This is a genomic window from Micromonospora okii, from assembly GCF_020884795.1.
GTDB classification, from domain to species: Bacteria; Actinomycetota; Actinomycetes; order Mycobacteriales; family Micromonosporaceae; genus Micromonospora; species Micromonospora okii.
In genome coordinates, this window is record NZ_BBZF01000017.1 from 15,579 (window position 1) to 29,630 (window position 14,052).

Consider the following 14,052-nt stretch of genomic DNA (forward strand, 5'->3'; position numbering starts at 1 on the left):
AGAACGCCCGGCAGGTCCGCGAGGACCGGCCGGGCGTTCCGCTTCCGGTCCCAGTTCTGCCGGCTCCGGCTGTTCGGCCTGCCGCGATGCCCGATCGTCCGGTTATCGCTGTCGATCTCCGCCCCTATCGTGTCGAGGCGTCCACAGCGAGCGAGGAGTGTCATTGCGCCGGAAGACCGCAAGCGTTTCTGTCCTGGCCGTGCTGGCCGGATTGTCGATCGGCGCCCCCGCCGAGGCGGCGGAGGAGGTCGGGACCGTCACCCGGGACGGCGTGATCCTCCAGCATCACCGGGTGGCGAAGGCGGCCAGCCCGGTGCGGGGGACGGGTGCGACCCGTTCCGACTTCGACGGCGACGGCGTCGACGACGTCGCGGCCAGCGGTGACTTCCGCGACCCCGACCTGCCCCACCGCCCGTCGGGGGTGGTCGTCGTGCGGTACTCGTCCGCACCGCAGGTCGACTACCTCCTGGGTGCCATGTCGCCGAGCGAGGGCGGCTGCGTCTGTTTCGGTATGGCCCTCGTGGCGGGGGACTTCAACGGCGACGGGTACGACGATCTCGCCATCGGTGACTCGGACGAGGTGGACCCGCGTAACAAGGCCCACGCCGGCGGGGTTTGGATCATCCCCGGCAGCCCGACGGGCCTCGTGGTGGGTTCGGCGAGCCACTTCAACCAGAGTTCGGAGGGCGTGCAGGGCGAGCCGGAGAGCTACGACCGGTTCGGGGGTGCGCTGGCGGCCGGCGACATCAACGGCGACGGCCGCGACGACCTGGCGATCGGCGCGTACGGGGAGGCGATCGGCGACAAGGCCGACGCCGGCGCGGTCTACGTCCTCTTCGGCGGGTCCGGGGGCCTGACCGCGACCAACTCCCGTTACCTCCAGCAGGACCAGGAGGCGGTGCCCGGCGGGGCCGAGCGCAACGACCAGTTCGGCTTCACGCTCGCCATCGGCAAGGTCAACAACGACCGGTACGCCGACCTGGCCATCGGCGCGCCCTGGGAGAACAGCAGCACGTCCCCGGACGGCAGCGGCATGGTCACCCTCATGTGGGGTTCGGCCGGCGGGGTGTCGTCCACCGGGGCCACGTCGGCCACCGGCGCGGCCGTGAGCGGCTCGACGAGCAACCCCGAGACGACCGCGTGGAACCTGAGTGAGGCCCTGGCGATCGGCGACGTGAACGGCGACGGGCTGGGCGAGGTGCTGGCCGGGGCCCCCAGCGCCCAGACCCCGTACCTGACCGGCGGTCTCGTCGCGGCCTTCACGGGCCGCTCCGCCGGCCTGTCCGGCAGCGCCGTGCGGATCATCACGCAGGGCACGGCCGGCGTGCCGGGGGACCCCGAGGGGTTCGACCGGTTCGGCGCGACGCTCGCCGTCGGCGACGTGACCGGCGACGGCAAGGCCGACGTGCTGGTCGGCGGGCCCGGCGAGGCCATCGGCTCCACGGCCGAGGCCGGGACGGTCATCCTGCTCAAGGGCTCCGCCTCGGGGCTGACCGGGACCGGCGCCCAGGGGTTCGACCAGAACCACGCGGTCGTACCGGACTCGGCCGAGCGCCGCGACCTGTTCGGCGCCTCGGCGGCGCTGCTGAACCTCAACGGCACCGGCGGGCTCGACGCCGTCGTGGCGTCGATCGGGGAGGAGGTGGACGGCGACACGGCCGACCACCCGTCCGGGGCCATCGCCGTCTTCCACGGCTCCTCGGGCGGGCTCGTGCCGCAGGCCACCTCGTGGAGCGGCGCGTCCCTGCGCACCGAGCGGATCTGGCCCCAGCGGTACGGCACCCGGATCGCCGGGCCGCAGAGCGGCGGCATCCTGTACTGAGCGGACGTGCCGGGCCGGGCGGACCTCGTGCCGCCCGCGCCCGGCCGAGCGCGGCGAAGGGCCGGTCCTACGGGGCTGGCCCTTCACCGCGACGGACCGTGCTCCGCAGGCAAGGCCGCGTCGCTGCGAGCGGTGCTGCCGTCGTCGACTGCTCGGGCGGGACGTGCTGCCCGGTCGTCGCCGACAGCACCCGATCACCCGGTTATCGCTGTCGATCCGCGCCCCTATCGTGTCGGGGCGTCCACAGCGAGCGGGGAGTGTCAATTGCGTCGGAGAACTGCGAGCGTGTCTGTCCTGGCCGTGCTGGCCGGGCTGTCGATCGGGGCCCCCGCCCAGGCGGCGGACGACTTCGGGACCATCAGCCGGGACGGCGTCGTCCTTCAGCATCACCGGGTGGCGAAGGCCGTCACCCCGGTACGGGGGACGGGTGCCACCCGTTCCGACTTTGACGGCGACGGCGTCGACGACGTCGCGGCCTCCACCGATTTCCTCGAGTCCAACCTGCCGCACTATCCGACCGGCGTGGTGGTCGTGCGGTACTCGTCCGCGCCGCAGGTCGACTACCTCATGGGGGCGTCGACCGGGGCCGGCAGCCTCGGTGCGGCGATCGTGGCGGGGGACTTCAACGGCGACGGGTACGACGACCTCGCAATCGGTGACGCGGACGAGGTGGACCCGCGTAACAAGGCCCAGGCCGGCGGGGTCTGGATCATTCCGGGCAGCAGCTCGGGTCTGGTGGTCGGCTCTGCGGGCCACTTCAACCAGAGCTCCGACGGGGTCCAGGGCGAGCCGGAGAGCTACGACCGGTTCGGGGGTGCGCTCGCGGCCGGCGACATCAACGGCGACGGCCGCGACGACCTGGCGGTCGGCGCGTACGGGGAGGCGATCGGGGACAAGGCGGACGCCGGCGCGGTCTACGTCCTTCTCGGCGGGGCGGCGGGCCTGACGGCCACCGGCTCGCAGTACCTCCAGCAGGACCAGGAGGCGGTGCCCGGGGGAGCTGAGCGTAACGACCAGTTCGGCCGCACGCTCGCGATCGGCAAGGTCAACAACGACCGGTACGCCGACCTGGCCATCGGTGCGCCGTGGGAGAACGACGGCAGCGGCGCGTACGGCAGCGGGATGGTCACCCTGATGTGGGGCGCGGCCGGTGGCATCTCCTCCACCGGGGCCACCTCGGCCACCGGCGCGGCGGTGCACGCGGCGACGGGTGATCCCTTCATCATCGCCTGGTACCTGGGCCAGTCCCTCGCCATCGGCGACGTGAACGGCGACGGGCTGGGCGAGGTGATCGCCGGGGCGCCCAGCGCCCAGACCCCGCACCTGAACGGCGGTCTCGTCGCGGCCTTCACGGGCCGCTCCGCCGGCCTGTCCGGCAGCGCGGTAAAGATCGCCACGCAGGCGACGGCCGGCGTACCGGGAGACCCCGAGGACGAGGACCGCTTCGGCGCGACGCTCGCCGTCGGCGACGTGACCGGCGACGGCAAGGCGGACGTGCTGGTCGGCGTGCCCGGCGAGGCCATCGGTTCGGCGACTCAGGCCGGGGGAGCGACCCTGCTGAAGGGCTCCGCCTCGGGGCTCACCGGGACCGGTGCCCAGGGGTTCGACCAGAACCACGAGGTGATCCCGGGCTCGGCCGAGCGCGGTGACAAGTTCGGTGCCTCCGTCGCGTTGCTGAACCTCAACGGCACCGGCGGGCTCGACGCCGTGGTGGCGTCGAGCGGGGAGGAGGTGGCCGGCGACCTCGCGGGCTACCCGTCCGGCTCGATCGCCGCGTTCCACGGCTCCTCGGGCGGGCTCGCGCCGCAGGCCACCTCGTGGAGCGGCGCGTCGCTGCGCACCGATCGCCTCTCGCTCCTGTCGTACGGCTTCCGCATCGCCGGGCCGCAGAGCAGCGTCAGCCTGTACTGACCTGCCGGAGGCCCGGCCGGGGCGCCACCACCGCCACGGGCGGTGCGGTGACGCTCGCGCCGGGCCTCCCGCGTCAGGAGCCGCGGAGGCCCGGCCGACCGCAGGCTCAGCAGGGGCCGTGGCCCTCGGCGAAGAGGCGGCGGGCCCAGTCGGCGTACCCGACGATGATCTTGCGGACCGTGCGGCCGTCGTGCAGGAAGAGGTACGCGCGGTCGCCGCGCCGGGCCAGCAGCCCGTCGAAGCGGTGCGTCTGTCGGGGAGCGTCGAGCCGGCTCACCGACCGGTAGCGGCTGGCGATCTCGGCGACGGGGGTGCCGACGGTGACCCCCTCGGGGGTGCGGGCCGGGTCGTCGAGCCAGAGCAGCACCAGCCGATCGTCGACGAAGATCGGGCTGGCCGCGCCGTGGCCCGCGAGAGCCGGGCCGCAGGCGTCCGCGCCGGGGCTGAGCGCCCCGCGCCGGGTCAGCTCCTGCTCGGTGTCGCCAAACTCGACGTCGCGCAGCCCGTCGAGGCCGACGACCTCGTCCACGCCGGCCGGCCGGGTGCCGAGCGGGTCGCGCGGTCGATGGTCGCCGGCCTCGTCGACCGGCCCCTGTGGACGTACGCCGCTGCCCGCGATCGAGGCGGCCGTGAGCAGCGCCGCAATGAAGACGAATTGTCGCAATTTCATGGAATCCCCCAGTCCCCAACGGGACCGGGGCCTCCAGGTTGCTGCCGGGCGGCGGATTCCCTGATTTCCCACTCCTCGGCCAGCTCGTCCCAGTAGTCGGCGGACAGCCCGCGCCGCCCGTGCGCCAACCAGCCGTCGGTGTTCCGCTCCAGATGCAGGCCCAGCTCGGCGAACGGGTCGATCCACGGCCCCGGCTCCGCGCCGATGCGGACCAGCGCCGCGTTCACCGGCCACTGCTCGCGCGGGGCGTCCAGCACGGCGTCGAAGCGCGGCCCCCAGCTCACCGCGCCGGCCAGCCAGACCACCGCCGCCTGGTGCCCGACGCCACCGGAGAACTCCGCCTCCAGGTACGCCACCGGCCCCAACCGGGACCACCCGGCGAACAGCCCGGCCAGGGCCGGCGAGAGCACCAGCTCGAACGGCCGGTCGGGGCCGAGATCCCCGGCGACGAAGTCCGGCAGGGCCCCGGTCAGCTCCTCGACGAGTTGCGGGGTGACCGGCAGCAGCGCGAAGTCCTGGCGCAACGCGGCGAGCACGGCGTGGTCCAGGTCGACGGTCCGCTCGCGGAGCAGCTCGACGTCGGCGACCACCGCACTGAGCTGGTAACCCATCGAACTCCTCCGTGTCCACAGCCTGTGGATGGAACATGTGTACGACCGGGAGTGGTGCGCCGGCGCTGCCCGGACCGTACCGGGGGGAGTGGCGTGCCGGTGCTGCCCGGACCGTACCGGGTGGGCGGGACTGCGTCAGGAACCGTCGACGAGGTGGCGGGGGCGCGCCGGCGGTCAGGGCGATGACCGCCTGGGCGGGGCCCGGTCGACGACGGGCGGGCGGGCGCTGCGTGGGCCTACGGGCGCCCCAGAGCGCTTGTATATTGACCGCGATCGCAGGGCCTTACTGGTTCACACCGAAGGGACACGGGTGAAACGTCGACTTCTGCACGTGCTGACGGCCATGACTGTCGTTCTCGCTGGTACGGGCGTGGTGGCCACGCCCGCCTCGGCCAGCGACGCGTGGGGCATCGTCTGCAACCTCAGGGAGAACACCTGGCTCCGCGCCGCACCGCAGAGCGGCTTCGTGCTGCGCACCCTGACCGCCGGGCGCGGCTTCCGCTGGCACGGTCAGGTCTGGGCCATCGACGACGACTCCTGGATCTACGGCCACGGCGCCGAGGACCCGTCGCTGGACGGCTGGGTTCCGGGGCGCAACACCACCTGCTGACGCCGCCGGGGCGCGGATGGCCGCCATCGTCGGCGGCCATCCGTGACCCCTCGACCGTCGTCGTGGCCTTCGAATGCTCTTCGAGAGATCACCAGCGCGGTCACACCGGCTGAGTCAGCGGGCCGGAGCAGGGCGGGTGAGACGACTCAGGGCCGGTCCCAGTGGGGCCGGCCCTGCTCGTTCGTGCTGCTCAAGCGAGCGGAGGATACGAGATTCGAACTCGTGAGGGTGTAAACCCAACACGCTTTCCAAGCGTGCGCCCTAGGCCTCTAGGCGAATCCTCCGTGGGACAGGATACAGGTCCCGCGCGGCGCGGCCACCCCACCACCCCCATGAAGATCGTACGGGCGTCGGGTAGGCTGGGTGTCACCTCCCGTGCGGCGGTATCTCGTGAACCTCCCCAGGGCCGGAAGGCAGCAAGGATAAGCGAGCTCTGCCGGGTGCACGGGAGGCCTTTTTGTCTCCGGGTGGCGATACCGTACCCGCGGTCAGGGTCACGGGGTGGTGGGTGGTCACGCGTGCCCGACCGGCGCAGAATGGCTCGGTCGAGAGGAGGCGGGACGGGTGGCACTGGCGCTCTACCGCAAGTACCGGCCGCGCACCTTCGCCGAGGTCATCGGGCAGGAGCACGTCACCGAGCCGCTGTCGCAGGCGCTGCGCAGCGGGCGGCTCAACCACGCCTACCTCTTCTCCGGGCCCCGGGGCTGCGGCAAGACCTCCAGCGCCCGCATCCTGGCCCGCTCGCTGAACTGTGAGCAGGGCCCCACCCCGGAGCCGTGCGGCCAGTGCGAGTCCTGCCGCTCGCTGGCCACCGACGGTGGCTCGATCGACGTGCTGGAGATCGACGCGGCCAGCCACGGCGGCGTCGACGACGCCCGCGAGCTGCGCGAGAAGGCGTTCTTCGCCCCGGCCCACAGCCGGTTCAAGATCTACGTCATCGACGAGGCGCACATGGTCTCGTCGGCCGGCTTCAACGCCCTGCTCAAGCTGGTCGAGGAGCCCCCGGAGTTCGTCAAGTTCATCTTCGCCACGACCGAGCCGGAGAAGGTCCTCGGCACGATCAAGTCGCGGACGCACCACTACCCCTTCCGGCTGATCCCGCCGAAGACGCTCCGGCCGTACCTGGAGCAGCTCTGCGAGGCCGAGGGGGTCACGGTCGAGCCAGCGGTCTTTCCCCTCGTCGTGCGGGCCGGCGGCGGCAGCGCCCGGGACAGCCTCTCCGTGCTGGACCAGCTCATCGCGGGCGCCGGCGCGGAGGGCGTCACCTACGCGCGGGCCGCCGCACTGCTCGGCGTCACCGACTCGGCGCTGATCGACGAGATGTGCGACGCGCTCGCCGCCGGGGACGGCGCCGCCGCGTACGCGACCGTCGACCGGGTCGCCGAGGCCGGGCACGACCCCCGCCGGTTCGCCTCGGACCTGCTGGAGCGGCTGCGCGACCTGATCGTCCTCCAGCAGGTGCCCGACGCCGCCGCCAAGGGCCTGATCGACGGGCCGGCCGACCAGATCGAGCGGATGACGGCCCAGGCGCAGCGGCTCGGCCCGGCCACCCTGTCCCGCTGCGCGGACATCGTGCATGACGGCCTGGTGCAGATGCGCGGCACCACCGCGCCCCGGCTGCTGCTGGAGCTGATCTCCGCCCGGATGCTGCTGCCGGGGGTGGACGACTCCACCGGCGGCCTGCTCCAGCGCCTCGAACGGATGGAGCGCCGGCTCACCCTGGCCGGCACGGAGCTGCCGCCGGCCGCCGCCGGGCCCGCGCCGGTCGCCCCGCCCCCGGCGGTACGCCCCGAGCCCACCGCACCGCAGGCGGCTGCCGCGCCGACCGCGCCGGCGGCGGCGTCCGCCGCCCCGGCGAGCGCCCCGGCCACCCCCACCGCCCCCGTTCCGGCGCCGGCCGCCGTGGTCCCGCCCCGGCGGGAGGTCCCGCCGGAGGCGGTCATGCCCGACCCGGGCACCCCCGCCCCGCCCCGCCCGGGGTCGGTGGCCCCCGGGGCGCTGGACGCGGTCGCGGTGCGCCGGGCGTGGCCCGAGGTGGTCGGCAAGGTCAACCGGACCAACAAGCGGATCGCGGCGCTGATGCGCGACGCGGTCGTCCGGGAGCTGGACGGCGACGCGCTGGTGCTGACCGTCAAGTCGACGGTGCTGGCGAAGATGATGTCCGACCACGCGACGGTGCTCACCGACGCGCTCTACGAGGAGCTGGGCGGGCGCTGGCAGATCCGCTGCGAGGTCTCCGGGGCGTCGGGGGGCGGGTCCCGGGCGGCGGCGTCCGCGCCGGCCCGCCCGGCACCGCAGGCGACCGGCCCCGCAGCACCCGCACACCCGGCGCCCGGCGCCCCGGCCGGGCCCCCGCCCGCCGCGCCCGCCGACCGGGGCGGCGCCCCGGCTCGGCCCGCCGCTGGCCCGGGTGGCCGCGACGGCGACGGGCCGGGTGGCCGTGCCGGTGGTGGCGCGGGGGGCGGCATCGGCGGCGGGCCGGGTGGCCGTGCCGGTGGTGGCGCGGGGGGCGGCAACGGCGGCGGGCCGGGTGGGCGTGCCGGCGGTAGGCCGGGCGGCGGCTCAGGGCCGGCGGCCGGCGAGGATTGGCCCGAGCCGGCCCGTCCGGGCGGCTCCGCGCCCGCTTCCGGTGGGGACGAGGACTGGCCGGAGGCGGCCCGGCCCGGCGGCGCGCCGGGCGGCGAGGCGTGGCCGGAGCCGGCCCGTCCGGGCGGCGCGGCCTCGGCACCATCCCCCGCCGGGCCGCCCGCACCGGCAGCCCCGGGGGCGAACGGCTCGACCGGCACCAGCGCGGCCGGCACCGGCAGCACGGTCGGCACGGGCGGCGCAGGGAGGGCGAACGGCGCGGGCAGGGCGAACGGCGCGACCGGCACCGGCGCGGCCAACGCGGGCGGCGGCGGTGGGGCCGGTGGTGGCGCACCGGTCAGCAGTGGGCTCGCGGCGGCGCGGGCGGCGGCGGCCGGCCGGGGCCCGCGTACCCAGGAGGCGCGGAAGACCGCGGACGCCGATTGGGCGGGCGAGCCGCCCTACGACCCGGACTACGACGGGCCCCTGCGCGGCGGTGGAGGCCCGGCTGCCGCGGCGCCGGTTGCCGCGCCGGCCTACGAGGGCTTCGACCCGGGTGACGAGCCGCTCGACGAGGTGATCGACGAGCGGACCGCCCGGCAGTCCAGCGAGGAGCAGGCGGTGCAGCTCCTCCGGGAGGCGCTCGGGGCCGAGAAGATCGACGAGGTGGACGCCCGCTGACGCGGGGTCGCCCGCGCCGGTGAACGGGTCGCGCCCCGGCTAGGCTGGGCGCGGCCGAGCAGACGAGTGCGAGAAGGAGCGATCCGTGCGCCCAGGTGGACAGCCGAACATGCAGCAGATGCTGAAGCAGGCGCAGAAGATGCAGCAGCAGATCGCCAAGGCGCAGGCTGAGCTGGCCGAGGCCGAGGTGACGGGCACCGCCGGGGGCGGCCTGGTCACCGCGACCGTCTCGGGTTCGGGCGACATCAAGGGCATCAAGATCGATCCCAAGGCCGTCGACCCGGAGGACGTGGAGACGCTGGAGGACCTGGTGGTCGCCGCGCTGCACAACGCCGCCGAGGCGGCCCGGGCGCTGACCGAGCAGAAGATGGGCCCGGTCGCGGGCGGCATGGGCGGCCTCGGCCTGCCCGGTTTCTGAGCCGGCCGCCGACGATGTACGAAGGTGCCATCCAGGACCTCATCGACGAGCTGGGGCGGCTGCCGGGCGTCGGCCCGAAGAGCGCCCAGCGGATCGCCTTCCACGTCCTGTCGGCGGACCCGGCCGACGTGAACCGGCTGGCCGGCGCGCTGCGCAAGGTCAAGGACCTGGTCCGGTTCTGCACCACCTGTTACAACGTGGCCGAGTCCGAGCAGTGCCGGATCTGCCGCGACCCGCGCCGCAGCGACGAGGTGCTCTGCGTGGTCGAGGAGCCCAAGGACGTGGTGGCGATCGAGCGGACCGGTGAGTTCCGGGGCCGGTACCACGTGCTCGGCGGCGCGATCAACCCGCTGGAGGGCATCGGGCCGGACAATCTGCGCATCCGCGAGCTGATGGTCCGGCTGGGCGGCGGCGCGGTGCGCGAGCTGATCCTCGCCACCGACCCGAACACCGAGGGCGAGGCGACGGCGACGTACCTCGCGCTGTTGGTCAAGCCGATGGGCATCTCGGTGACCCGGTTGGCCAGCGGCCTGCCGGTCGGCGGCGACCTGGAGTACGCCGACGAGATCACCCTCGGCCGCGCGTTCGAGGGCCGCCGCGCGGTCTGACCCTTCCCCGACCGCCGGGCGGCGCGACAGGCCCGGCGAGGGGCGCGGTCCGTGATCTGACACCTTTCGGCAGTACGGGCGGGGCGACGTAACAGTTTGGCATCGCGCCCTAGAATCGTTCGGCGATCGACCGCTTCCACCTTCGATTCGTCGGCATTGTGGACGCTCGGACACGATCCGATACCAACCCGTGTCCGGGCGGTTTCGGGGTGGTCCGAACGGGGGCTAAGGTCACGCCCATCGGTGACCCCTGTCACCACGTTGTCCGTACCCCCAAGGACGAGGTGAAGCACCCATGCGTGCACCCAGGCCGAAGGTCGCTGTCGCGGCCGTCGCGGTCGCGGCCCTCGCGGTAGCAGGCTGCGCCGAGAGCAACCGCGACGACAGTTCCGGCGGTAGCAAGAAGGACACTCTGGTCTTCGGCGTCGCCGGCGACCCGAAGGTCCTCGACCCCAGCTTCGCCAGCGACGGCGAGTCGCTGCGCGTGGCCCGTCAGGTCTTCGAGACCCTGGTCCGGCCGGAGGAGGGGGGCACCAAGGTCACCCCCGGGCTGGCCGAGACCTGGACCCCGGACGCCGCCGGCACGACGTGGACCTTCAAGCTGCGCACCGGCGTGAAGTTCCACGACGGCGCCGACTTCAACGCCGAGGCCGTCTGCGCCAACTTCGACCGCTGGTACAACTCCAAGGGCCTCATGCAGAGCCCGGACGTGACCCCGTACTGGCAGGACGTCATGGGCGGCTTCGCCAAGAACGAGGACGCGGACCTGCCGCCGAGCCTCTTCAAGTCCTGCACCGCCAAGGACGCCACCACCGTGGACCTGGCGTTCACCCGGGTCTCCAGCAAGATCCCGGCCGCGCTGATGCTGCCCTCGTTCTCCATGCACAGCCCGAAGGCGCTGCAGCAGTACGACGCCAGCAACGTCGGCGGCACCGCCGAGGACATCAAGTACCCGTCGTACGCGATGGAGCACCCCACCGGCACCGGCCCGTTCAAGTTCAAGTCCTGGGACGTGGCCAACAAGACGCTCACCATCGAGCGCAACGACGACTACGCCGGCACCAAGGCCAAGCTGAAGACCATCATCTACAAGACCATCTCGGACGAGAACGCGCGCAAGCAGGCGCTGCGCTCCGGCGACATCCAGGGGTACGACCTGGTCGGCCCGGCCGACGTCGAGCCGCTGAAGGCCGAGGGCTTCAACATGCTCACGCGCCCGGCGTTCAACATCCTCTACCTGGCCATCAACCAGAAGGGGAACCCGAAGCTCGCCGACGTCAAGGTCCGCCAGGCGATCGCGTACGCTCTCAACCGCCAGGCGCTGGTCGACTCGAAGCTGCCCCCGGGCGCCAAGGTCGGCGTGAACTTCATGCCGGACACCGTCGAGGGCTTCAACGCCGACGTGGCCAAGTACGACTACAACCCGGAGAAGGCCAAGGCGCTGCTGGCCGAGGCGGGCGCGACGAACCTGACCCTGCGGTTCCACTACCCGACCGAGGTCACCCGGCCGTACATGCCGAACCCGAAGGACATCTTCGAGCTGCTCTCGGCGGACCTCAAGGCGGTCGGCATCAACGTCCAGGCCATCCCGCTGAAGTGGAGCCCGGACTACCTGAACGCCACCACCTCGGGCAACAAGCACGACATCCACTTCCTCGGCTGGACCGGTGACTACGGCGACGCCTACAACTTCATCGGCACCATGTTCGACCGGCCGAAGGACGAGTGGGGCTTCACCAACAAGGCCCTGTTCGACCAGTTCAAGGACGCGGACACCACCGCCGACCCGGCGGCGCGGGTGGAGAAGTACAAGGCCCTGAACAAGGCGATCATGGACTTCCTGCCGGGCGTGCCGGTCTCGCACTCGCCGCCGGCGATCGTGTTCGGCAAGGACGTGACCGGGATCAAGGCGAGCCCGCTCACCGACGAGCGCTTCGCGACCGCCGAGTTCAAGTCCTGACCTGACGCAAGGAACGCGGGCGGGCGCCAGCACCACGGCGCCCGCCCGTAACCCTCCGCACCCCCTGTCGAGGCCCCCGTGTTCCGGTTCATCGTCAGACGCCTGCTCCAGCTCATACCGACGCTGTTCGGGCTCTCCCTCCTGCTCTTCATCTGGCTGCGCCGGCTGCCGGGCGGCCCCGAGACCGCCATCCTCGGCGAGCGCGGCACGCCGGAGATGCGCGCGGCCATCCGCCGCAACCTCGGCCTGGACGAGCCGATCCTGGTCCAGTACGGCCGGTTCGTCCGACGCCTGCTCAGCCTGGACCTGGGCACGTCGACCTCGACCAAGCGCTCGGTGACCACCGAGTTCTTCGAGCGGTTCCCCGGCACGGTGGAGCTGACCGTGATGGCGATGATCATCGCGATCGGGATCGGCATTCCGCTGGGCTACCTGGCCGCCCGCCGCCGGGGCCGGCTGCTCGACCACCTCTCGGTCGGCGGCTCGCTGATCGGCATCTGCATCCCGGTCTTCTTCCTGGCGTACGTGCTGAAGGCGATCTTCTCGGAGAACCTCGGCTGGTTCCCGTCCAGCGGCCGGCAGGACCCGACCATCGGGGCGACCCGGATCACCAACTTCTTCGTCGTCGACGGGCTGCTGACCCGCGAGTGGGACGCCGCCGCCGACGCGCTCTGGCACCTGGTGCTGCCGGGCCTGGCGCTGGCCAGCATCCCGCTGGCGATCATCGTGCGGATCACCCGGGCCAGCGTGCTGGAGGTGCTCAACGAGGACTTCGTCCGCACCGCCGAGGCCAAGGGCCTGACCGAGCGGACCGTCCGCAGCCGGCACGTGCTGCGCAACGCCATGCTGCCCGTGGTCACCTCCATCGGCCTGCTCACCGGCGGCCTGCTCTCCGGCGCGGTGCTGACCGAGACCGTCTTCGCCTTCAGCGGCATCGGGGCGTTCGTCGCCGAGGCGATCAGCCAGCGCGACTACCCCGTGCTGATGGGCTTCATCCTGATCATCGCGGTGGTGTACGTGCTGGTGAATCTCCTGGTGGACCTCTCCTACAGCGTGATCGACCCGAGGGTGAGGGTGCGATGACGACGATCACGGGCAAGAAGCGCGAGAAGATCGACCGCCTCGCCGAGCTGGCCGCCCGGGACGACGAGCGCGGCGTCAGCCTCTGGCAGGAGGCGTTCCGGCGGCTGCGACGCAATCCGGCCGCCATCGTCGGCGCGGTCATCCTCGGCCTGTTCCTGCTGATCGCGATCGTCGGGCCGTTCCTCGTCCCGCACCCGGCGGACGCCCAGCTCTGGAAGGGCGAGATCCGGGACAACATCGGCTACTTCCCCGGCCCCCGGGCCGAGAACTGGTTCGGCGTCGACCACATCGGCCGCGACGAGTTCAGCCGGATGATCGTGGGCGCCCGGCAGACCCTGCTGGTCGGCGTGGTCTCCACGCTCATCGGCCTGGCCGTCGGGTCGCTGATCGGCGGCGTCGCCGGGGCCTGCGCCGGGCTCGGCGGCAGGTGGGGCCGGGCCGTCGACAACGTCCTCATGCGCTTCGTCGACATGCTGCTGGCCATGCCGAGCCTGCTGCTCGCGATCAGCGTCGCCGCGCTGCTCGGCGCCGGCCTGAGCACCGTGATGATCGCGGTCGGCGTGGTCTCGGTGCCGGTCTTCGCCCGGCTGCTGCGCGGCTCGATGATCTCCCAGGCCAACAGCGACTACGTGCTGGCCGCGACGTCGCTGGGCGTGAAGAAGCCGAAGATCGCCCTGACCCACGTGGTGCCGAACTCGCTGGCCCCCGTGATCGTCCAGGCCACGCTGACCCTGGCCACCGCGATCATCGAGGCCGCCGCGCTGTCGTTCCTCGGCCTGGGCAACAACGACGCGTCGATCCCGGAGTGGGGGGTGATGCTCGCCGACGCGCAGCGCTACCTCGACGCCGCGCCCCGGCTCGCCATCCTGCCCGCCCTCGCGATCATCGTCACGGCGCTCGGCTTCACCCTGCTCGGCGAGGCGATGCGCGAGGCCCTCGACCCGAAGCTGCGGAAGTAGGCGTAATGCGTGAAGCGCGAGGAGTGAGCTTGCGAGCCCCGCAGTCGCGAACGAAAGGTTTGTCGTGTGAAGCGCGAGGAGTGAGCTTGCGAGCCCCGCAGTCGCGATCGGAAGGTTTGTCGTGTGAAGCGCGAGGAGTGAGCTTGCGAGCCCC

General features: G+C 72.8%; 11 protein-coding genes, 1 tRNA gene and 1 other RNA gene. 10 read left to right on the forward strand and 3 right to left on the reverse strand.

The window, feature by feature from the left end; genetic code table 11:
• Positions 1–199 precede the first annotated feature (199 nt).
• Together LPU43_RS13740 and LPU43_RS13745 are read left to right on the forward strand one after the other, a co-directional pair.
• Positions 200–1,822: an FG-GAP repeat protein gene (locus LPU43_RS13740; protein ID WP_229400784.1), complete on the forward strand. Its 1,623-nt coding sequence runs from the start codon at positions 200–202 to the stop codon at positions 1,820–1,822.
• 285 nt (positions 1,823–2,107) lie between these two features.
• A complete protein-coding gene (locus tag LPU43_RS13745; protein ID WP_229400785.1) occupies positions 2,108–3,733 on the forward strand; it encodes an FG-GAP-like repeat-containing protein in 1,626 nt (541 codons plus the stop codon).
• 106 nt (positions 3,734–3,839) lie between these two features.
• Here LPU43_RS13745 and LPU43_RS13750 read toward each other — a convergent pair whose 3' ends face one another.
• Positions 3,840–4,403, reverse strand: coding sequence for a hypothetical protein (locus LPU43_RS13750; protein WP_229400786.1), 564 nt, complete (start codon positions 4,401–4,403; stop codon positions 3,840–3,842).
• Positions 4,400–5,014, reverse strand: coding sequence for a hypothetical protein (locus LPU43_RS13755; protein ID WP_229400787.1), 615 nt, complete (start codon positions 5,012–5,014; stop codon positions 4,400–4,402). The genes LPU43_RS13750 and LPU43_RS13755 overlap by 4 nt, the downstream gene beginning before the upstream one ends.
• A 343-nt stretch (positions 5,015–5,357) precedes the next feature.
• Here LPU43_RS13755 and LPU43_RS13760 point away from each other — a divergent pair, with 343 nt between their 5' ends.
• Positions 5,358–5,624, forward strand: coding sequence for a hypothetical protein (locus LPU43_RS13760; RefSeq protein WP_229400788.1), 267 nt, complete (start codon positions 5,358–5,360; stop codon positions 5,622–5,624).
• Between the two features lie 199 nt (positions 5,625–5,823).
• Here the strand turns inward: LPU43_RS13760 and LPU43_RS13765 are convergent.
• Positions 5,824–5,908, reverse strand: a tRNA-Ser gene (locus LPU43_RS13765).
• Between the two features lie 83 nt (positions 5,909–5,991).
• Here LPU43_RS13765 and ffs point away from each other — a divergent pair.
• The 7 genes from ffs to LPU43_RS13800 all read left to right on the forward strand — a co-directional run bounded on the left by ffs (position 5,992) and on the right by LPU43_RS13800 (position 13,898).
• An RNA gene (ffs, locus tag LPU43_RS13770) (signal recognition particle sRNA small type) lies at positions 5,992–6,081 on the forward strand.
• Between the two features lie 107 nt (positions 6,082–6,188).
• Positions 6,189–8,870, forward strand: coding sequence for a DNA polymerase III subunit gamma and tau (locus tag LPU43_RS13775; RefSeq protein ID WP_229400789.1), 2,682 nt, complete (start codon positions 6,189–6,191; stop codon positions 8,868–8,870).
• Positions 8,871–8,979: 109 nt separating this feature from the next.
• On the forward strand, positions 8,980–9,288 hold the full coding sequence (locus LPU43_RS13780) for a YbaB/EbfC family nucleoid-associated protein (protein ID WP_229401102.1): 309 nt from the start codon (positions 8,980–8,982) through the stop codon (positions 9,286–9,288).
• A gap of 14 nt (positions 9,289–9,302) precedes the next feature.
• Complete coding sequence (recR, locus tag LPU43_RS13785) at positions 9,303–9,896, forward strand: recombination mediator RecR (protein WP_229400790.1); 594 nt, start codon at positions 9,303–9,305, stop codon at positions 9,894–9,896.
• A 295-nt stretch (positions 9,897–10,191) separates the two neighbouring features.
• Positions 10,192–11,856, forward strand: coding sequence for an ABC transporter substrate-binding protein (locus LPU43_RS13790; RefSeq protein WP_229400791.1), 1,665 nt, complete (start codon positions 10,192–10,194; stop codon positions 11,854–11,856).
• Positions 11,857–11,934: 78 nt separating this feature from the next.
• Complete coding sequence (locus LPU43_RS13795) at positions 11,935–12,939, forward strand: ABC transporter permease (protein ID WP_229400792.1); 1,005 nt, start codon at positions 11,935–11,937, stop codon at positions 12,937–12,939.
• A complete protein-coding gene (locus tag LPU43_RS13800; RefSeq protein WP_229400793.1) occupies positions 12,936–13,898 on the forward strand; it encodes an ABC transporter permease in 963 nt (320 codons plus the stop codon). The genes LPU43_RS13795 and LPU43_RS13800 overlap by 4 nt, the downstream gene beginning before the upstream one ends.
• Positions 13,899–14,052 lie beyond the last annotated feature (154 nt).

Coding starts and splice junctions, on each gene's coding strand:
- recR (WP_229400790.1), top strand. CDS start 9,303: ATGTACGAAGGTGCCATCCAGGACCTCATCGACGAGCTGGGGCGGCTG.
- LPU43_RS13750 (WP_229400786.1), bottom strand. CDS start 4,403: ATGAAATTGCGACAATTCGTCTTCATTGCGGCGCTGCTCACGGCCGCC.
- LPU43_RS13800 (WP_229400793.1), top strand. CDS start 12,936: ATGACGACGATCACGGGCAAGAAGCGCGAGAAGATCGACCGCCTCGCC.
- LPU43_RS13755 (WP_229400787.1), bottom strand. CDS start 5,014: ATGGGTTACCAGCTCAGTGCGGTGGTCGCCGACGTCGAGCTGCTCCGC.
- LPU43_RS13780 (WP_229401102.1), top strand. CDS start 8,980: ATGCAGCAGATGCTGAAGCAGGCGCAGAAGATGCAGCAGCAGATCGCC.
- LPU43_RS13790 (WP_229400791.1), top strand. CDS start 10,192: ATGCGTGCACCCAGGCCGAAGGTCGCTGTCGCGGCCGTCGCGGTCGCG.
- LPU43_RS13760 (WP_229400788.1), top strand. CDS start 5,358: ATGACTGTCGTTCTCGCTGGTACGGGCGTGGTGGCCACGCCCGCCTCG.